The sequence below is a fragment of the Polaromonas sp. P1_G1 genome (assembly GCF_056405595.1).
Map to the genome: position 1 here is coordinate 111,714 of NZ_JBFUBU010000027.1, position 18,805 is coordinate 130,518.

At 63.7% G+C, this 18,805-nt stretch carries 17 protein-coding genes and 1 pseudogene; 10 read left to right on the plus strand and 8 right to left on the minus strand.

Translation table 11 applies throughout. The features are described from left to right. Nucleotides 1–24: 24 nt before the first annotated feature. Both AC1D1Y_RS15305 and AC1D1Y_RS15310 read left to right on the plus strand, forming a co-directional pair. A complete protein-coding gene (locus tag AC1D1Y_RS15305) occupies nucleotides 25–972 on the plus strand; it encodes an asparaginase (RefSeq protein WP_477683069.1) in 948 nt (315 codons plus the stop codon). A gap of 71 nt (nucleotides 973–1,043) precedes the next feature. Further along, nucleotides 1,044–2,729: a M14 family zinc carboxypeptidase gene (locus AC1D1Y_RS15310; protein WP_477683070.1), complete on the plus strand. Its 1,686-nt coding sequence runs from the start codon at nucleotides 1,044–1,046 to the stop codon at nucleotides 2,727–2,729. Between the two features lie 42 nt (nucleotides 2,730–2,771). On the opposite strand, the gene adk is transcribed toward AC1D1Y_RS15310, so the two are convergent. The 6 genes from adk to AC1D1Y_RS15340 form a co-directional block, all read right to left on the minus strand. After that, nucleotides 2,772–3,428 (minus strand): adenylate kinase, encoded by a 657-nt coding sequence (gene adk, locus AC1D1Y_RS15315; protein WP_477651976.1) that lies wholly within the window; start codon nucleotides 3,426–3,428, stop codon nucleotides 2,772–2,774. A 193-nt stretch (nucleotides 3,429–3,621) separates the two neighbouring features. Continuing rightward, a complete protein-coding gene (gene kdsB / locus AC1D1Y_RS15320) occupies nucleotides 3,622–4,380 on the minus strand; it encodes a 3-deoxy-manno-octulosonate cytidylyltransferase (protein WP_477683071.1) in 759 nt (252 codons plus the stop codon). Beyond that, a complete protein-coding gene (locus AC1D1Y_RS15325) occupies nucleotides 4,377–4,559 on the minus strand; it encodes a Trm112 family protein (protein WP_477651974.1) in 183 nt (60 codons plus the stop codon). The genes kdsB and AC1D1Y_RS15325 overlap by 4 nt, the downstream gene beginning before the upstream one ends. Next, nucleotides 4,540–5,571: a tetraacyldisaccharide 4'-kinase gene (lpxK, locus tag AC1D1Y_RS15330; RefSeq protein ID WP_477683072.1), complete on the minus strand. Its 1,032-nt coding sequence runs from the start codon at nucleotides 5,569–5,571 to the stop codon at nucleotides 4,540–4,542. The genes AC1D1Y_RS15325 and lpxK overlap by 20 nt, the downstream gene beginning before the upstream one ends. 49 nt (nucleotides 5,572–5,620) lie before the next feature. Then, nucleotides 5,621–6,049 carry an ExbD/TolR family protein gene (locus tag AC1D1Y_RS15335; protein WP_477651972.1) on the minus strand — a complete coding sequence of 143 codons (429 nt, stop codon included), beginning with the start codon at nucleotides 6,047–6,049 and terminating at the stop codon, nucleotides 5,621–5,623. Further along, nucleotides 6,046–6,684 (minus strand): MotA/TolQ/ExbB proton channel family protein, encoded by a 639-nt coding sequence (locus tag AC1D1Y_RS15340; RefSeq protein WP_436154481.1) that lies wholly within the window; start codon nucleotides 6,682–6,684, stop codon nucleotides 6,046–6,048. Before AC1D1Y_RS15340 ends, AC1D1Y_RS15335 begins: the two co-directional genes overlap by 4 nt. A 344-nt stretch (nucleotides 6,685–7,028) precedes the next feature. Here AC1D1Y_RS15340 and xseA point away from each other — a divergent pair, with 344 nt between their 5' ends. Further along, on the plus strand, nucleotides 7,029–8,348 hold the full coding sequence (gene xseA, locus AC1D1Y_RS15345) for an exodeoxyribonuclease VII large subunit (protein ID WP_477683073.1): 1,320 nt from the start codon (nucleotides 7,029–7,031) through the stop codon (nucleotides 8,346–8,348). Nucleotides 8,349–8,418: 70 nt separating this feature from the next. Continuing rightward, nucleotides 8,419–9,000 carry a Fe-Mn family superoxide dismutase gene (locus tag AC1D1Y_RS15350; RefSeq protein ID WP_477683074.1) on the plus strand — a complete coding sequence of 194 codons (582 nt, stop codon included), beginning with the start codon at nucleotides 8,419–8,421 and terminating at the stop codon, nucleotides 8,998–9,000. 85 nt (nucleotides 9,001–9,085) lie between these two features. On the opposite strand, the pseudogene AC1D1Y_RS15355 reads toward AC1D1Y_RS15350, so the two are convergent. Further along, nucleotides 9,086–9,574 (minus strand): annotated as a pseudogene (locus AC1D1Y_RS15355) (DUF192 domain-containing protein); the annotation flags it as partial. 94 nt (nucleotides 9,575–9,668) lie between these two features. Continuing rightward, entirely contained in the window at nucleotides 9,669–9,995 is a 327-nt protein-coding gene (locus AC1D1Y_RS15360) for a cell envelope biogenesis protein TolA (RefSeq protein WP_477683075.1), read from the minus strand. 203 nt (nucleotides 9,996–10,198) lie between these two features. Here AC1D1Y_RS15360 and icd point away from each other — a divergent pair, with 203 nt between their 5' ends. From icd to AC1D1Y_RS15390, 6 genes are all read left to right on the plus strand, one after another. After that, entirely contained in the window at nucleotides 10,199–11,452 is a 1,254-nt protein-coding gene (icd, locus tag AC1D1Y_RS15365; protein ID WP_477651967.1) for an NADP-dependent isocitrate dehydrogenase, read from the plus strand. A gap of 160 nt (nucleotides 11,453–11,612) precedes the next feature. Continuing rightward, complete coding sequence (gene clpS, locus AC1D1Y_RS15370) at nucleotides 11,613–11,984, plus strand: ATP-dependent Clp protease adapter ClpS (protein WP_477683076.1); 372 nt, start codon at nucleotides 11,613–11,615, stop codon at nucleotides 11,982–11,984. Nucleotides 11,985–12,052: 68 nt separating this feature from the next. Then, a complete protein-coding gene (gene clpA / locus AC1D1Y_RS15375) occupies nucleotides 12,053–14,389 on the plus strand; it encodes an ATP-dependent Clp protease ATP-binding subunit ClpA (RefSeq protein WP_436154487.1) in 2,337 nt (778 codons plus the stop codon). Nucleotides 14,390–14,497: 108 nt separating this feature from the next. Beyond that, nucleotides 14,498–15,955: a cardiolipin synthase gene (gene cls / locus AC1D1Y_RS15380; RefSeq protein ID WP_477683077.1), complete on the plus strand. Its 1,458-nt coding sequence runs from the start codon at nucleotides 14,498–14,500 to the stop codon at nucleotides 15,953–15,955. 21 nt (nucleotides 15,956–15,976) lie between these two features. Then, on the plus strand, nucleotides 15,977–17,446 hold the full coding sequence (gene sbcB, locus AC1D1Y_RS15385) for an exodeoxyribonuclease I (protein WP_477683078.1): 1,470 nt from the start codon (nucleotides 15,977–15,979) through the stop codon (nucleotides 17,444–17,446). A gap of 713 nt (nucleotides 17,447–18,159) precedes the next feature. Further along, nucleotides 18,160–18,783, plus strand: coding sequence for a TetR/AcrR family transcriptional regulator (locus AC1D1Y_RS15390; protein WP_477683079.1), 624 nt, complete (start codon nucleotides 18,160–18,162; stop codon nucleotides 18,781–18,783). Nucleotides 18,784–18,805 lie beyond the last annotated feature (22 nt).

An 18,805-nucleotide genomic window follows, 5' to 3' on the forward strand; every position in this document is an offset into this window, starting at 1 on the left:
TAAAAGATTGCAAGATCACTTTCCATGCATCCTCAAAATATTGTGATTCTGGGCACCGGCGGCACGATCGCCGGCCGGGCCGCCAGCGTGTCGGACAACATCGGTTACACCGCCGCCCAGGTGGGCGTCGAAGAACTGCTGGCTGCGATCCCCGCTCTGGCGCAGGCCGGCACCGTGCTGACGGAGCAGGTGGCGCAGGTTGACAGCAAGGACATGAGTTTTGCGGTGTGGGCCAAACTGGCCGCGCGCGTCAGCCATTACCTCGCGCAGCCCGACGTCCAGGGCATCGTCATCACCCACGGCACCGATACGCTGGAGGAAACCGCCTTTTTCCTGCAGGCGCTGCTGGCGCCGGCCAAGCCCGTAGTGCTGACCTGCGCGATGCGCCCGGCCACGGCGCTGGTGCCTGACGGACCGCAAAACCTGCTCGATGCGGTGGCGGTGGCGCGCCACTCGGGAGCGCAGGGCGTGGTGGCGGTGTGCGCCGGCGTCGTCCACGGTGCGGCGGACGTCCAGAAGGCGCATACCTATCGTCTTGACCCTTTCAGTTCGGGCGACGCCGGACCCATCGGCTATGTGGAGGAAGGGCGGCTGAGGCAGTTGCGCAGTTGGCCGCAAGCCCAGGCGGGCCGCGCGCAAACTGCCGCCAAAATCATCGCCACCTTGGCCGGCGCCGCTGTGCCCCGCGTTGAGATACTCATGAACCATGCCGGCGCTGGCGGAGCCATCGTGCAGGCCCTGCAGACGCAGGGCGTGCAAGGCCTGGTGGTGGCCTGCACCGGCAACGGCAGCCTGCACCACGAACTGGAGGCGGCCTTGCTCAAGGCGCAAGCCGCCGGCATCAAGGTCATTCGCGCCAGCCGTTGCACTGCAGGGCGGGTGCTGCCGACCCCGGCTGACGCAATTCCGGATTCAGAAGGCCTGAGCCCGGTCAAGGCCAGGGTCCAGCTGATCCTGCAACTGCTGGCCTGATCTCCCGAGCCCGGCAGCGCAGGCGCGCCGGGTTCCACCCCATTCCCTTTGACTCTCGCGGACGACCTTCCATGCAAACCCCGTACGAACTCGGCAACCAGAACCAGACAACGACCTGGGATGCCTGCATCCGGTTTTACGAAGCGCTGGCGCTGCGCTGCCCCGGCGTCCTGCAGTTTTCGCAGATTGGCGTTTCCGACGCCGGCGTGCCCCTGCACGCAGGCATCGTGAGCGCCGACGGTGTGTTTGACCGCGAGCAGATCCGGCGGGCGGGGCGCGCAGTCTTTTTCAATAACAACGGCATACACCCCGGCGAGCCCGAAGGCATAGATGCCTGCATGGCGCTGGTGCGCGACCTGTGCCTGGAACCCGGGCGCCTGGCCGCGCTGGGCAGCACGGTCTACCTGTTCATCCCGGTCTACAACGTCGACGGCAGCTGCAATCGCGGCGATGCCAGTCGCGTCAACCAGGACGGGCCCGAGTCCTTCGGCTTTCGCGGCAACAGCCTGCATCTGGACCTGAACCGCGACTTCATCAAGTGCGACAGCCTCAATGCGCAACTGTTCAACCGCTTTTTCACGGCGTGGGACCCGGACGTGATGGTTGATACCCACACTTCCAACGGCGCTGACTACAGCTACACCATGACGCTGATCCACACCCAGGCCGACAAGCTGGGCGGCGGCCTGGGCGCTTTCCTGCGGGAGCGCATGCTGCCGGTGATTTACCAGGGCATGGAGGCGCGCGGCTGGCCGACCTGCCCCTATGTGAATCCCGTGCACGTGAGCCCGGACCAGGGGATTGCCGATTTCCTGGAGGTGCCCCGGTTCTCGACCGGCTATGCGGCGCTGAACCACACCATAGGCTTCATGCCCGAGACCCACATGCTCAAGCCCTTCAAGGATCGCTATGAGTCCATGCGCGCGTTGCTGGATGTGACGCTCGCCTTCACGGTGGCGAACGCGCCGGAGATCCAGGCGCTGCGGCGGCAGGCTCGGCAAGCGTCGGGCGGCAGGACGCATTGGCCTGTCCGCTGGAAGCTCGATGAAACCCGTCGCTCGCGCCTGCGCTTCAAGGGCTATGCAGCGCTGCACTCGCCAAGCTTGCTGGGCGACTACCAGCGCCTGTCTTACGACAGAGACCAGCCCTGGGAGCGCGAGATCGACTACTTCACGCACTTCTCGGAAGAGGTTTCCGTGCCGGCCCCGATGGCTTACGTCGTCCCGCAAGCCTGGCGCGCCGTGATTGAACGCCTGGACTGGAATGGCGTTCGCATGGAGCGCCTGGGCGCAGCCCGCACGGTTCAGGCCCAAGTCAGCCGTATCAAGAGCGTGCAAAGCCGCGCCGGCGCTTATGAAGGCCACATGTTCCATGACGACCTCACGCTGGAAACCAGCCTGGAGGCCGTCGAACTGCAGGCCGGTGACTGGTGGGTGCCGCTGGACCAGGACAAGGCCCGTTATGCCGTCGAAACCCTGGAGCCGCAAGCGCACGACAGCTTCTTCCGCTGGGGATTTTTCAACAGCATCCTCGAAAAGAAGGAGCATTTCTCGGACTACGTCTTCGAAGACCTGGCGCTGCAGCTGCTCAAAGATGAGCCGGCGCTGCGCGCGCGCTTTGAGCAGTGGAAGGCGGCCAACCCCCAACTGTTGTCGGACCCCCAACAAGTCCTGGGTTTTATCTTCGAGAACTGCGCGCGCCATGCCGAACCGCAATGGCGCCGCTATCCGGTGCTGTCGATTTTTGAGCGCCCATAAAAAAGCCATCGGAAGACGGCTTTTTTGTGGACCTGCGAAGGCTTAAGCGGACAGGGCCTCGAAGGCGCGCGCCGTGATCTGGTCTACCGTGCCCATGCCGCTGATGGCGCGGTATTTGGGAGCAGCGTCCGGTGCGACCTTGGCCCATCCGGAGTAGTAGTCCACCAGCGGGCGGGTCTGGGCGCTGTAGACCTCCAGCCGCTTGCGCACGGTTTCCTCCTTGTCGTCTTCGCGCTGGATCAGCGGCTCGCCGGTCACGTCGTCCTTGCCCTCGACCTTGGGCGGGTTGAATTTGACGTGGTAGGTGCGGCCCGAGGCGGGGTGCGAACGGCGTCCGCTCATGCGCTCGATGATGGCTTCAAAGGGCACGTCGATCTCCAGCACATAGTCGAGTTTGACACCCGCCGACTTCATCGCGTCGGCCTGGGGGATGGTGCGGGGGAAACCGTCGAACAGAAAGCCCTTCGCGCAATCGGGCTGGGCAATGCGTTCCTTCACGAGGTTGATGATCAGGTCGTCACTGACCAGCGCGCCGGCATCCATGATTTTCTTGGCTTCAATTCCCAGAGGCGTGCCGGCCTTGACGGCCGCGCGCAACATGTCGCCGGTGGAAATCTGGGGGATGCCGTACTTCTGGCAGATGAAGGTCGCTTGTGTCCCCTTGCCCGCGCCAGGCGCGCCCAACAATATCAGTCTCATGGATGTCCTCGGATTTTATGAATTCGTGAAGCCAACCCCGGGCCGGCGCGCCGGTTATCCGCTGGGGTTGCTTGGGGCAGGTGTGAAGGGCTGCCAGCGCGTCCTGCAGGCCTTCCACTTGCGTTTTTCCCAAGGATAGCATGCACCCCTGACAGCACCTTACAGGCAAGGGCTTCCCAGTGGGGATGCTCGCTCAGGTAAACAGCTTGCGGGCGCGGTCCAGGTCTTCGGCGGTGTCGACGCCCGGGCCGGGCGCGTCATCGGTGATGTGCACGGCGATGCGGTGGCCATGCCACAGGGCGCGCAGCTGCTCCAGTTGCTCGAGTTGCTCCAGCGGTGACTGGGGAAGGCGGGGGAACTCTCGCAGAAAACCCACGCGGTAGCCGTAGATTCCGACATGGCGCAGCGGCTTGGGCAGGGTGCTGCCGGCCTCCCACCAGGCCTGGCCGGCGAAGTCGCGGCCCGCGGGGATGGGCGAGCGGCTGAAATAGAGCGCGGTGTGGCGGGCATCCAGCACCACCTTGACCACGTTCGGGTTCTGCAGGTCGGCCAGCTGGCCTATGGAGTGCGCGGCGGTGCTCATGGCGCAGTCGGGCCGCTCGTTGAGCAGCCGCGCCACGGCGTTGATCAGCGCCGGGTCTATCAGCGGCTCGTCGCCCTGGACGTTGACCACGATGTCCTCGTCCGCCAGGCCCAGCACGCCGCAGGCTTCGGCCAGCCGGTCGCTGCCGCTGGGGTGGTCGACGCGGGTCAGCACAGCCGTGACGCCGAAGGACGCGCATCTTTCAATGATTTCCTGGCTGTCGGTCGCGACGACGGTGCGCAAGGCCGCGCTTTGCATGGCGCGCTGCGCCACGCGCACGACCATGGGGGCGCCGCCTATGTCGGCCAGCGGCTTGTTGGGAAGGCGGGTGGAGGCCAGCCGGGCCGGGATCAGGACAGTGAAGCTCACAGGCCCAGCTCTTCGTCGGTCATGGTGCGTGCTTCGCTTTCCAGCAGCACGGGCAGGCCGTCGCGCACGGGGTAAGCCAGCCGGGCGCTGCGGGAGAGCAGTTCCTGTTTTTCCCGATCGTAATCAAGCGGGCCTTTGGTCACGGGGCAGACCAGCAGTTCAAGCAGTTTGGTGTCCATGTTTCGATGGTAATGGAGAAAGCAGGGGCGCCAGCAGCGCGTCAAAGGCGGCGAAAAAGGCCGGTTCGGGCGAAAACACCAGGGGCACGGCCAGCATGTCCAACCCGGTCGCGCCCGGCAGGGCAAACAGCTTGACGGCGTCCTTTTCGGTGCACAGCACGGTCCGGCTTTGCAGCCCGGCCAGGTCGGCCTCGCTGAATATATGGTGGTCGGGCAGGGTGATGGTGGCCTCCAGCATCAGGCCGCGGTCCTCCAGCATGCCGAAAAATGCCCACGGGTTGGCGATGCCGGCCAGCGCCGTCACCGGCCGGCCGCGCAAGCTGGCCAGCGCGACCCGGTCGCCGCCGGGCGACCATGCATCGTCGGCCAATTGCCGGCTGGAGGTGAAGCCTTCGAAGGCGGGTTTCTGCCCGGTGTGGAGCACAAGATCCAGGCCATGATGTTTGCGCCCGGGCCAGGGTTCGCGTAGCGGGCCCGCCGGCAACAGCCAGCCATTACCGGCGCCACGGTCGTCAAACGCGGCGATTTCGATGTCGCGCTGCAGGGCGTAATGCTGCAGGCCGTCGTCGCACAGCACCACGGCCGTCTCGGGATGGGCGGCCAGCAAGGCCCGCAGTGCTTCGGCGCGCTTGTCCGCTACAAAAACCGGCACGCCAGTAACCTTGTGGATCAGGGCCGGCTCGTCGCCGGTTTGCGCGAGCGGCGCGGTGGGCGTGACCTCCACGCAGTCCGAACCGGAGCGCCCGTATCCGCGCGACACCACGCCGACCGCAATACGCTGCGCCTGCAAGTGCCTGACAAGCGCAATCACCAGCGGGGTTTTGCCGGCCCCGCCGGCGACCACATTGCCGACCACCACGACGGGAACCTTGAAACGCTCGGACCGCAGGATGCCGCGTCGGTACAGCGCACGGCGCAAACGCACCAGCAGGCCGTAAAGCTGCGCCAGCGGCCAGAGCAGGCATGCCAGCCCTCCGCGGGTGAGCCAGGCGTTCTGCAGAAGGTGTTTCACGGCCGTTTCGCGGGGAGGGCGGCTGTTGCGGCCGGGAATGGCCAGGGGCTTATTTCGCCCCGCCCATCGCGGCGCTCTGTGTGGCAAACGTGATTTGCGTGAGGCCCTGGCGGCGCGCCGCCTCCATGACGGTGATGACCGCCTGGTGCGTGGCACTGGCGTCGGCGCTGATGATGATGACGCTCTCCTTGCCGGCCTTGGCCGCCTCGGCCAGCGCGGCGCCCAGCGCCTCGATGCCGCGGCCTTCGACCAGGGTCTTGTTAACCATGTAGCGGCCGTCGCTGCTCACCGCGACGATGACTTCCTTGGGATAGTCGCGTTGCTGTTCGGCGTCGGCCACCGGCAGCTTGACCTGCAGTTCGGTGAACTTGCTGTAGGTGGTGGACAGCATCAGGAAGATCAGCACCACGAGCAGCACGTCGATGAAGGGGATCAGGTTGATCTCCGGTTCGTCGTGGGGGTGAGGACGAAAATTCATTTACGCAGCGTATTGAGGTGGCGGACGAAGCGCTCGGCGGCCAGTTCCATGCTCAGCAGGTAGCCATCCACGCGGGCCCGGAAATAGCGCCAGAAGATCAGCGCTGGAATGGCGACCATCAGGCCGAAAGCCGTGTTGTAGAGCGCGATCGAAATACCGTGCGCCAGCTGCGCGGGGTTACCGCCGGTCGCACCGCCGACACCACCGCCGCCGGCCTGGGAGCCGAAGATTTCAATCATGCCGATCACCGTGCCCAGCAGGCCCAGCAGCGGAGCGGCGGAGGCAATGGTTGCCAGAGCCGCGAGGTAGCGCTCCAGCTTGTGCGCCGCCTGGCGTCCGGCGCCTTCGAGGATGGAGCGCAGATCGTCCTCGCTGATGCGCGGGTTGGTGTTCAGCGCGCGAAAGCCGCTGGCCAGCACTTCGCCGAGCACCGAGTTCTGCTCGAGTTGCGCGACGACGTCGGGCGAAGGGATGGAAGCGCGGGAGACGGTGATGGCCTCGTCAAGAAGTTTTGGGGGCGCGACTTTGCGGATTTTGAGGCTGGTGAAACGCTCGATAACCAGGGCAAGAGCCAAGACGGAACAGGCAACCAAGGGCCAGATCGGCCAGCCTGCGGCTTGTATGATCGAAAACAATGCACATCTCCAAGCAGATAATTTGTGGTGGATTATGGCTTACAGATACTGCAGCGCCGCGCGATGCGCGGCACATCCATCCCGAATGTTTTCAATATCCGGTTTTTGTCAGACTTAGCCCACAGAAGTTGTGGATAACTTTGTGAGCAAGTAAGGGCGGTGCGCCCGCCAAGCCGCGTCAAATCGTGGATATGACAAAACGATGAAAATTTGAGCAGAATTAAGTTATTCAAAATCAATGAGTTACACGAATTTATCGCGTCATCCGCAGGGAACAGGGTCTTTCGACCATACGGGACGGCGCTCTGTGGAGTACTGCCCCCGCGAAATCAAGGGGTTTGGCCATGTTTGAGCCAGCGTCTCGTCCCGAGAGGCCGTTTCCGGCGGGACGCGAGGCGGGTGTGCGTATCTGGCCCGTGGGCTCGCTGCTGCGCGCGATTGCGGACAGCCTGGAGGCGCGCTTCAACCCGGTAGCCGTGCAGGGCGAGATCAGCGGCTTCTCGCGTGCGGCCAGCGGCCACTGCTATTTTTCCCTCAAGGACGAGCAGGGCCAGATCCGCTGCGCCATGTTCCGCCGCGCAGCCGGTTTGCTCGATTTCGCCCCGCGGGACGGCCAACTGGTGGAGTTGCGCGGGCGCCTGGGCGTGTACGAACCGCGCGGCGAGCTGCAACTGGTGGTGGAGTCCATGCGGCAGGCCGGGCAGGGCAACCTGTTCGAGCAGTTCCTGCAACTCAAGGCCAGGCTGGAGGCTGAGGGCCTTTTCGAGCAGGGCCGCAAGCGCCCCTTGCCCCTGTTGCCGCGTGCGATCGGCGTCGTCACCTCGCTGGGCGCCGCGGCCCTGCATGACGTTGTCAGCGCGCTGCAGCGGCGCGTACCGCATATCCCCGTGATGATCTATCCGGCCAGCGTGCAGGGCGCGCAGGCTGCGGGCGAATTGCGCGAGGCCCTGTACAAGGCCTACCAACGGCGCAACCAGGACCGGATCGACGTTTTGCTCCTGGTGCGCGGCGGCGGTGCCATGGAAGACCTGTGGGCCTTCAATGACGAGCAGCTCGCGCGGGCCATCGTGGCCTCGCCGGTGCCGGTGGTCAGCGGTGTGGGGCATGAAACCGACTTCACCATCGCCGACTTTTGCGCCGACGTGCGCGCGCCRACGCCTACCGCCGCTGCCGAGCTGTGCGCGCAGCCGCAAAGCACCTGGCTCAGCGCGTTGGACCTGGCCTTGTCGCGCCTGCAGAACGGCGTGGACCGTCAGCTGCAATCGCACAACCAGCGCCTGGACTGGGCGGCGTCCCGGGTCAGCCGGCCGTCACATTTGGTGACTCGCCAGCATGCGCGCCTGGCCGGGCTGGGACAGGGCCTGAATCACGCCTTACGCTCAGCCTTGCAGCATGAGCGGCTCAAGCTGCAGTCCGTGGCGAGCGAGTTTCCGCGCGAAGTGGAGGGCAGCCTGCGGCGCGGCCGGCAGCGCCTGGAACGCGCGCAGCTGCGGCTGGAATTGCTGGACCCGAAACTGGTCCTCAAGCGCGGCTATGCCTGGCTGGCCGACTTGCAGGGCCAGCCGATCACCAGCCCCGAAAAGACGCATGAAGGCCAGCCCGTGCGCGCTACCCTTGCCGGCGGCGAGGTCGATTTGACCGTCACCGCGCGCCGCCTGATTTAGTTTTTACAATGGCCCGGACAGCGTTCGCAACCGTTCAATAACAGTTTATTCATCACCACGAGGAAAAATCATGGAACACAAGCTCCCACCACTCCCTTACCCGATCGACGCGCTGGCGCCGCACTACAGCCAGGAAGCCTTTGAGTACCATCATGGCAAGCACCACAACGCTTACGTGGTGAACCTCAACAACCTGCAAAAAGGCACCGAGTTCGAAGCCATGACGCTCGAAGAGATCGTCAAGAARTCCAGCGGCGGCRTTTACAACAACKCGGCCCAGATCTGGAACCACACCTTYTTCTGGAGCTGCATGAAGCCCGCCGGCGGCGGCGAACCCGGCGGCGCGCTGGCTGCGGCCATCAATGCCAAATTCGGCTCCTACGCCGCTTTCAAGGAAGCGTTCGTCAAGTCCGCCGTCGGCAATTTCGGCTCCGGCTGGACCTGGCTGGTCAAGAAGSCTGAYGGCWCSGTGGACATCGTCAACACCGGCCCGGCCGGCACCCCGCTCACCACCGCCGACAAGGCCCTGCTGACGGTCGACGTCTGGGAACACGCTTACTACATCGACTACCGCAACCTGCGCCCCAAATTCGTTGAAACTTTCCTGTCCAACCTGGTCAACTGGAGTTTCGCGGAAGCCAACTTCGCCTGATTGACGCTGCCGGCGCACTCAGCGCCCGTAAAAAAGCCGACTTCAAGTCGGCTTTTTTGCATTCGGGCGGGCGGAAAAATCWGCGCCTGGCTTCAAACGGTGGGCCGCCCAGCTTGCTGCCGGCCTTGATGCCCTTTTGAGCGAACCAGCCCTTGTTCATTTCCAGCACGTAGCGCACCGGCTTGGCGGAGCAATGGGGGTCCGTGGTTTGCGGCTTCATGTCAGCCAGGTTCACGATGGTGCCGTCGTCCGCCACGAATGCCGCCGTCAAGGGCAGCAAGGTGTTTTTCATCCAGAAACATTGCTGGCTGGGCTGCTCGAACACGAAGATCATGCCTTCCTGCTGCGGCATCTCCTTGCGGAACATCAGGCCGATTTGCCGCTGCTCGGGCGTAAGGGCCACCTGTGCATCAATCAGGTGCATGCCGGCAGACAGCTTGACGCGCTGCAGGTTCATCTGCGGCGCCTCCTGGGCCGAAGCGCACAGAGGGGAGAGCAGGGCGGCCAGGGCCAAGGCGCTGGCCAGGACCTGGAATACCTTGCCCAAAGAATGGGCGCCAGGTGTTGAAAACATAAAGTCACCACGCATGAAGTTGATCTGCCAGCATAAACGACGCGCATAAAAAATGCCCGCACGCGGCGGGCATTCTGACCGAAGTCACCAGGAATTACTTCTTGGCTTCAGCTTTCTTGGCGACAGCGGCGTCAGCCTTTGCCTTCTTGGCGGCAGCGGCTTCAGCTTTCTTGGCTGCGGCGGCTTCAGCTTTTGCTTTCTTTTCAGCAGCGGCTTTTTCTTTCTTGGCGGCCTTGGCGGCAGCTTTTTCTTCCTTGGTCATCTTGGCGGGCTTGGCATCAGCCTTGGCAGCTGCGGCGGGAGCGGCAGCAGGTGCTGGAGCGGCTGCAGCAGCAGGAGCGGAAGCAGGCTTGGCAGGAGCTTGTGCGTATGCACCAACAGCGAAGAGGCCAGCGATCAAAGCAGCGAGGATTTTGTTCATTTGGAATTTCCTTGATAACGTTATTGGAAAAAATACCCCGAACTTCTCGGAGGCCCTACCGTAACGGAGCCCCTTCCCCGGCCGTTGACACAAGCCCCCAAATTCTTTTGCTCCTTGCATTTACGGCTAGAATTTAGGGGTTTTTACCTAACTGCTACAGGGCGTACCTTCCACGCCTCAGCGCTCACCGGAGACTTTCCTACATGTACCAGCACATCAAGGTGCCTTCTCAAGGCCAGAAAATCACTGTCAACGCCGACAACTCCCTGAACGTCCCTGACGAACCCGTCATCCCGTTCATCGAAGGCGACGGCACCGGCGCCGACATCACGCCGGTCATGTTGAAGGTGGTCGATGCTGCTGTTGCCAAAGCCTACGGCGGCAAGAAGAAGATCCACTGGATGGAAGTGTTTGCCGGTGAAAAGTCCACCAAGGTCTACGGCCCCGACGTGTGGCTGCCCGAAGAAACCCTGCACGCCGTGCGCGACTACGTCGTTTCGATCAAGGGCCCGCTGACGACGCCCGTGGGCGGCGGCATCCGTAGCCTGAACGTTGCGCTGCGCCAGGAACTCGACCTCTACGTCTGCCTGCGCCCCATCCAGTACTTCAAGGGCGTTCCTTCCCCGGTCAAAGAGCCTGAAAAGACCCACATGGTCATCTTCCGCGAAAACTCGGAAGACATCTACGCCGGCATCGAATTCGAATCCGGCAGCGACAAGGCCAAAAAACTCATCAAGTTCCTGCAGGACGAGATGGGCGTCAAGAAGATCCGCTTCCCGAACACCTCGGGCATCGGCATCAAGCCGGTTTCCAGCGAAGGCACCGAGCGCCTGGTGCGCAAGGCCATCCAGTACGCCATCGACAACGACAAGCCCAGCGTGACCATCGTGCACAAGGGCAACATCATGAAGTTCACCGAAGGCGGTTTCCGTGACTGGGCCTACGCCCTGGCCAAGAAGGAATTCGGCGCGGTGGAAATCGACGGCGGCCCATGGATGAAGTTCAAGAACCCGAGGACCGGCAAGGAAATCACGGTCAAGGACAGCATCGCCGACGCCTTCCTGCAGCAGATCCTGTTGCGCCCCGCTGAATACAGCGTGATCGCCACCCTGAACCTGAACGGCGACTATGTGTCCGACGCGCTGGCAGCCCAGGTCGGCGGCATCGGCATCGCCCCCGGCGCCAACCTGAGCGACACCGTCGCGATGTTTGAAGCCACCCACGGCACGGCGCCCAAGTACGCCGGCAAGGACTACGTCAACCCCGGTTCCGAGATCCTCTCAGCCGAAATGATGCTGCGCCACATGGGCTGGACCAAGGCCGCCGACCTGATCATCAGCTCGATGGAGAAATCCATTGAGTCCAAGAAGGTCACCTATGACTTCGCCCGCCTCATGGAAGGCGCGACCCAGGTCAGCTGCTCCGGTTTCGGCCAGGTCATGATCGACCACATGTAAAGCGGGCCCAGCCCTCTATTTTGAAGCCGCCCGGGAGCAATCCCGAGGCGGTTTTTTCATGTCCGCGAAATAAGCAAAAAATCACGCTTGAATGTCGCGTTCCCGCCACCAATTTCCCTAACAGGCGCACTGGGTTATATCGGTGGCTAGAATGAATTCCATGGCAACCAAGTCTCCCAAAACCCCGAACACTCCGGTGCAGCATCCGGTACCAGCCGTCAGGCCGGACAACGGAGGGGATTCGGTCGTGCTGGAGCGCCGGCCGCAAAAGACCAAACCGCCGCAGATGTACCAGGTCGTTCTGCTCAATGACGACTACACCCCCATGGAGTTCGTGGTGGTGGTGATCCAGGAGTTTTTCAACAAGGACCGGGAAACCGCCACGCAGATCATGCTGAAGATCCACCTGGACGGCAAAGGCGTCTGCGGGGTTTTCTCCAAGGACGTGGCCGCCACCAAGGTCGACCAGGTCACCGAAGCCGCCCGCAAGAACGGCCATCCGTTGCAGTGTGTCAGCGAGCCCATTGAATAATCGCGAATCCGGCCAATATTCGAGCTATAAGTCAGTTAAGTAACCCAAGCAAGCCGAAAGGAAGATCAATGATTGCCCAGGAATTAGAAGTCAGCTTGCACATGGCGTTTGTCGAGGCGCGCCAGCAGCGCCACGAGTTCATCACCGTTGAGCACCTCCTGCTTGCCTTGCTGGACAACCCCAGTGCCGCCGAAGTGCTGCGCGCCTGCTCCGCCAACGTCGACGATTTGCGCAAGTCGCTGGCCAACTTCATCAAGGACAACACCCCGCAGGTCGCGGGCACCGATGATGTCGACACGCAGCCCACGCTGGGTTTCCAGCGCGTGATCCAGCGCGCCATCATGCACGTGCAGTCCACCGGCAACGGCAAGAAGGAAGTCACCGGCGCCAACGTGCTGGTCGCCATCTTCGGCGAAAAAGACTCGCACGCCGTGTATTACCTGCACCAGCAGGGCGTCACCCGCCTGGACGTGGTGAACTTCATCGCCCATGGCATCAAGAAGAGCGACCCACCCGAGCCCGCCAAGGCCGGCGAGAGCGCGGCCGAGAACGAAGAGGGCGCCGAGAAGAACGAAAAGGCCTCCCCGCTCGAGCAGTTCACCGTCAACCTGAACCAGCTCGCCAAGGACGGCAAGATCGATCCGCTGATCGGCCGCCAGTACGAGGTCGAGCGCGTCATCCAGATCCTCTGCCGCCGCCGCAAGAACAACCCGCTGCTGGTCGGCGAGGCCGGCGTGGGCAAGACCGCCATCGCCGAGGGCCTGGCCTGGCGCATCACGCAAAAAGACGTGCCGGAGATTCTGGCCGAAGCCAATGTGTATTCGCTCGACATGGGCGCCTTGCTCGCGGGCACCAAATACCGCGGCGACTTCGAGCAGCGCCTCAAGGGCGTGCTCAAGGCGCTGAAGGACAAGCCCAACGGCATCCTCTTCATCGACGAGATCCACACCCTGATCGGTGCCGGTGCGGCTTCGGGCGGCACGCTGGACGCGTCCAACCTGCTCAAGCCCGCGCTCAGCTCGGGCCAGCTCAAGTGCATTGGCGCGACCACCTTCACCGAATACCGCGGCATCTTCGAAAAAGACGCGGCCCTGTCGCGCCGTTTCCAGAAGGTCGACGTGGTCGAGCCCACGGTGCAGGAAACCGTCGACATCCTCAAAGGCCTGAAGTCGCGCTTTGAAGAGCACCACAGCGTCAAGTACGCCGTGGCCGCCCTGCAGGCCGCGGCCGAGCTCAGCGCCAAGTACATCAACGACCGCCACCTGCCCGACAAGGCGATTGACGTGATTGATGAAGCCGGCGCCGCCCAGCGCATCCTGCCCGCGTCCAAACGCAAGAAGATCATCACCAAGGCCGAGGTCGAAGAGATCGTGGCCAAGATCGCCCGCATCCCGCCCGCCAACGTGTCCAACGACGACCGCGGCAAGCTCAAGACGCTGGAGCGTGACCTGAAAAGCGTGGTCTTCGGCCAGGACAAGGCGCTCGATGTGCTTTCGTCCGCCGTCAAGATGGCGCGCTCGGGCCTGGGCAAGGACGACAAGCCTATCGGCTCCTTCCTGTTCTCCGGCCCCACGGGCGTCGGCAAGACGGAAGCCGCCAAGCAGCTGGCCTACATCATGGGCATCGAGCTGATCCGCTTTGACATGTCCGAGTACATGGAGCGCCATGCTGTGAGCCGCCTGATTGGAGCGCCCCCGGGCTACGTCGGTTTCGACCAGGGCGGCCTGCTGACCGAGGCCATCACCAAGAAGCCGCATGCCGTGCTGCTGCTCGACGAGATCGAAAAGGCGCACCCGGACATCTTCAACGTGCTGCTGCAGGTCATGGACCACGGCACGCTGACGGACAACAACGGGCGCAAGGCCGATTTCCGCAATGTCATCATCGTCATGACCACCAACGCCGGTGCCGAGACGATGAACAAGGCGACCATCGGTTTTACCAACCCGCGCGAGTCCGGCGACGAGATGGCCGACATCAAGCGCCTGTTCACGCCCGAGTTCCGCAACCGCCTGGATGCGACCGTGAGCTTCAAGGCGCTCGACGAAACCGTCATCCTGCGCGTGGTCGACAAGTTCCTGCTGCAGCTCGAGACCCAGTTGGCCGAGAAGAAGGTTGAGGTCACCTTCACCGACACGCTGCGCAAGTACCTCGGCAAGAAGGGCTTCGACCCGCTGATGGGCGCGCGCCCGATGCAGCGCCTGATCCAGGACACGATTCGCCGCGCGCTGGCCGACGAACTGCTGTTCGGCCGCCTGATCGACGGCGGGCGCCTCACGGTCGACATGAAAGTGACGGCCGACGAAAAAGGCGTGGAGACCGGCGAGGTCGAGCTCGACATCCAGCCGCTGCCCAAGAAAGAGGGCAAGGCCAAACCCGAAGCCGAGGCGGCTGAGACCAACTGAGGGCTTGGCAGGCGCTGATTTTTCAGCACCCACCCAAAAGGCCGGTAGCATCACGCTATCGGCCTTTTTTCATGCCCGCCAGCGCCGCCAACCCTTTCAAATCCTGTCTTGACGCTCCCCGAACTCAGCTCCGAATGGAAAACCGGCCTCTCCCTGGCCTGGAGCGCCTACATCGCGGTGCTGTCCATCTGGATCGTGATGCAAAAGCGTGCCCCGGTATCCACCATGAGCTGGATACTGTCGCTGGCCCTGCTGCCTTTCGCGGGCTTTGTCATTTATTACTTCCTCGGCCCCCAGCGCCTGAAAAAACAGCGCCTCAAGCGCCTGCGCAGCCGCGCCGGTGAGCGCGCGGGTGCGGACCTGGCCTTGCTGCGCGAAGCTGCGGAAATGGCGCCCGCGGCCCTGCGGCAAATGGCCGCGCTGGGCACCGCCGCCTGCGGCTTGCCGGTGTCCAGCGCGACTTCGGTCGAGCTGCTTTCGGGCGGCGCCCGCACCTTCGACCGTATCTTCGAGGCGGTGGGCGAAGCCCGCGACCACGTCCACCTTGAGTACTACGTCTTCGAGCCCGACCAGATCGGCACCCAACTGCGCGACCTGCTGGTGCAAAAAGCCGGGGAGGGCGTCACCGTGCGGCTGCTGGTCGACGCGCTGGGTTCCAAGCGCCTGGGCAGCGGCTTCCTGGCGCCGCTGCAGGCGGCCGGCGGGCAGGTCGCGKTTTTTCACGACACCCGCATAGGCCGGCGGCTGCGCCCGGTGACCAACTACCGCACCCACCGCAAGATCGTGGTCTGCGACGGCAGCATAGGCTTTACCGGCGGCGTCAACATCACCGACGAAGAAGACCGGCGCACCCGCAGCGACGCCTACCACGATGTGCACCTGCGCATAGAAGGCAGCGCCGTGCGCTGGCTGCAGACCACCTTCCTCGAGGACTGGGCCTACACCACCGGCGAGTCCCTGAACGACGGGCAACGCGCCTTGCCGCAGCTGTTGCCGCGGCTGCAGCCCGAAGCCGAGGCCGGCGAGATCCCGGTGCAGATCGTCACCAGCGGGCCCGACACCACGCTGGAGCCCATACACCGCATGCACGTGGCGGCCATCAACGCCTCTTGCCAGCGCGCCTGGCTGACCACGCCGTATTTTGTGCCCGGCGAGCCTGCCCTGATGGCGCTCACCAGCGCCGCGTTGCGCGGCGTCGACGTGCGCCTGCTGGTGCCGCGCCGCAGCGACAGCCTGATCGTCAGCGCCGCCGCGCGCTCCTACTATGACGAGCTGATCGCTGCCGGTGTCAAAGTGTGGGAATACAAGGCCCGCATGCTGCACTCCAAGACTCTGGTGGTCGACGACCACTGCGCCATGGCCGGCACCGCCAACTTCGACAACCGCAGCTTCCGCCTGAACTTTGAGGTCATGGCGGTGGTCTACGGCCCGGCGCTGGCAGGGCCCCTGGCCGACCAGTTTGAAACCGACCTGCGCAGCGCCGCCGCCGTGCGCGCCCACAGGCCGCAGCGCTTCCTCGTGCGGCTGGGGGATGCCACCGCGCGGCTGTTTTCCCCCTTGCTTTAACAATCCCTTCCGAGACGTTCCATGGCCTCCCACACTTTTCTCTGGCACGACTACGAGACTTTCGGCATCAACCCCCGGCGCGACCGTCCCGCGCAGTTCGCCGGCATACGCACCGACGCCGAACTCAACGAAATCGGCGAGCCGCTGATGCTTTACTGCAAGCCCGCCAACGACTACCTGCCCGACCCGGAGTCCTGCCTGCTCACCGGCATCACGCCGCAGCTGTGCCTGGAGCGCGGCGTGGCCGAGCACGAATTCGCCGCCCGCATCGAGGCCGTGCTGGCCGAGCCCGGCACGATTGGCGTGGGCTACAACACCATCCGCTTTGACGACGAAGTCACACGCCACCTGTTCTGGCGCAACCTCATCGACCCCTATGCGCGCGAGTGGCAGAACGACTGCGGCCGCTGGGACTTGCTGGACGTGGTGCGCATGGCCTACGCCCTGCGGCCCGAAGGCATCGCCTGGCCGCGCAAGCCCGACGAGCGCTTTCCCGACGACCCGAAGGCGACACGGCCCAGCTTCAAGCTTGAAGACCTGGCACGCGCCAACGGCCTGATGCATGAGGCGGCGCACGATGCGTTGTCCGACGTGCGCGCCACCATCGCGCTGGCCCGGCTGATCCGCCAGGCGCAGCCCAAGCTCTTCGACTTTGCCCTGAGCCTGCACAAAAAGGACAGGGTCGCCGCCGAACTCGGCCTGCCCACCAGCCCGCAGACGGCCCAGCCCTTTCTGCATATCTCCGGCATGTTCCCGCCCGAGCGCGGCTGCCTGGGCGTCATGTGGCCGCTGGCCACGCATCCCACCAACAAGAACGAGTTGCTGGCCTGGGATCTGTCGCAAGACCCCGGTGAGCTGCCGCTGCTGGACGTCGCCACGCTGCGCCAGCGCCTCTTCAGCAAATCCGTCGACCTGCCCGAGGGCGTGCAGCGCCTGCCCATCAAGTCGGTGCACCTCAACAAATCGCCCATGGTGGTGCGCAAACTCGCCACCCTGACGCCCGAGATGGCGGCCCAGTGGGGCGTGGACATCGAGGCCGCCCTGCGCAACGCCGAAAAAGCCGCAGCCCTGCCCGACATGAGCGCCATCTGGCCCGAGGTTTTCCAGCGCCCCAAAGAGGCCGCGCCCGACGTCGACGAAGACCTCTACGGCGGCTTCATCGGCAACGCCGACCGGCGCCGCCTGAACCAGCTGCGCGCACTGTCGCCCGCCGAACTCGCCCACAGCCGTGCCGGCTTTGACGACGACCGGCTCGAAGAAATACTGTTCCGCTACCGCGCCCGCAATTTCCCCGAGACCCTGTCGCCCGAAGATGCCGAACGCTGGGAGGCGCACCGCGTTGCCTGGCTGCTCGAAGGCGAGGGCGGGGCGCGCAATGTGGATACGCTGTTTGCGCGGATTGATGTCCTGTCGGAGACGGCGGATGAGCGGGGGGAAGGGATTTTGGGGGCGCTTTATGAATATGCGGAGGTTGTGGCGCCAGAGGTTTAGGTGCCGGGTCTTGCGCCGGCGGGCGCGCTTCCTCTGTGCCCTCTTCTAAGWTCTGCTGGCCGGGGGTTGCCCGGCAGCAAGTAACTTTCTTTTGCTTCGCCAAAAGAAAGTCACCAAAGAAAAGGCGACCCGCAGTCTGGGTCCCTACGCTTCGCTGCGGGCAACCTGCGGTGCTCGCCTACGGCGGGGTCTCGCGCAAACTCGCTTCGCTCAAACAAGCGCGATCCCTGATCCGCCTACGTCTGCGCTCCTCGGCCCAGCCAGGACGGGGCAAGCGGGAGCGGGGACAAAGACAGAAATACCAAGAAACCAAGAAGACAAATACAAACAAGGACTCGCCAAGGCGAGTCCTTGTGGTTTTCAGTATTGAGCGCAGGGCCAGACGGATCAGGGATCGCGTTGTTTGAGCCGAAGGCGAGTTTAGCGAGACCCCGTCTGGACCGAGCACCGCAGGTTGCCCCGTAGCGAAGCGTAGGGGACGCAGGAACCAGGGTCGCCTTTTCTTTGGTGACTTTCTTTTGGCGAAGCAAAAGAAAGTTACTTGCCGCCGGGCAACCCCGGCCAGCAGAACGCAGAAGAGAGCACTCCACCAAAAACACCTCAGACATCAAAAAAGTTCTAAATATCTTTCAAATATCTAACAACGTTCAAAATAAAAAACAACAGTTAATTTTCACCAAAACCCCGGCAAGGCTTGCCTTTACATTTGACGAATGCAAGCCCGACTAGACCGCCAGCAAGCCCAAAGCGATTCGCGCCGAAGGGGCGTGCTGGACGCGGCCCGCGCGGTGTTCGAGCGCCTGGGCATGGAGGGGGCCAGCATCCGTGAAATCGCGAAGGAGGCCGGCTACACCGCCGGCGCCATTTACTCCTACTTCGAAAGCAAGGAGGCCATCTATGGCGCCTTGCTGGCCGAATCGCTGGAGCGCCTGAACGCCGCGGTGGATGTGGCCGGCGCAGACTGCATTGAGGCGGCCGACCTGCTGGAAGCCAAGGCTGGTGCCTGGTTCGGTTTTTTCGCGGCCAACCCGCGCGACCTGGACCTGGGCTTTTACCTGATGCAGGGCATGCGCCCGCGCGGGCTCACGGCCGAACTGAACTTCCAGCTCAATGACCGCCTGCATGATGCGCTGCGGCCCTGCGAAGGCGCGTTGCAGGCCATGGGTTTGAACGCCGAAGACGCCTTGCGCGAAAATACGGCTTTGTTCTCCCATGGCGTGGGCCTGCTGCTGCTTCAGCACACTGGCCGCATACGCATGTTCGGCCAGGACGCGACGCTGCTGTTTGACGCCTACCTGATCACGCTGGTGGAGCGCCTGCGCTACGCCCCGGCCTGATCCGCTTTTATTTTTTCCAGGA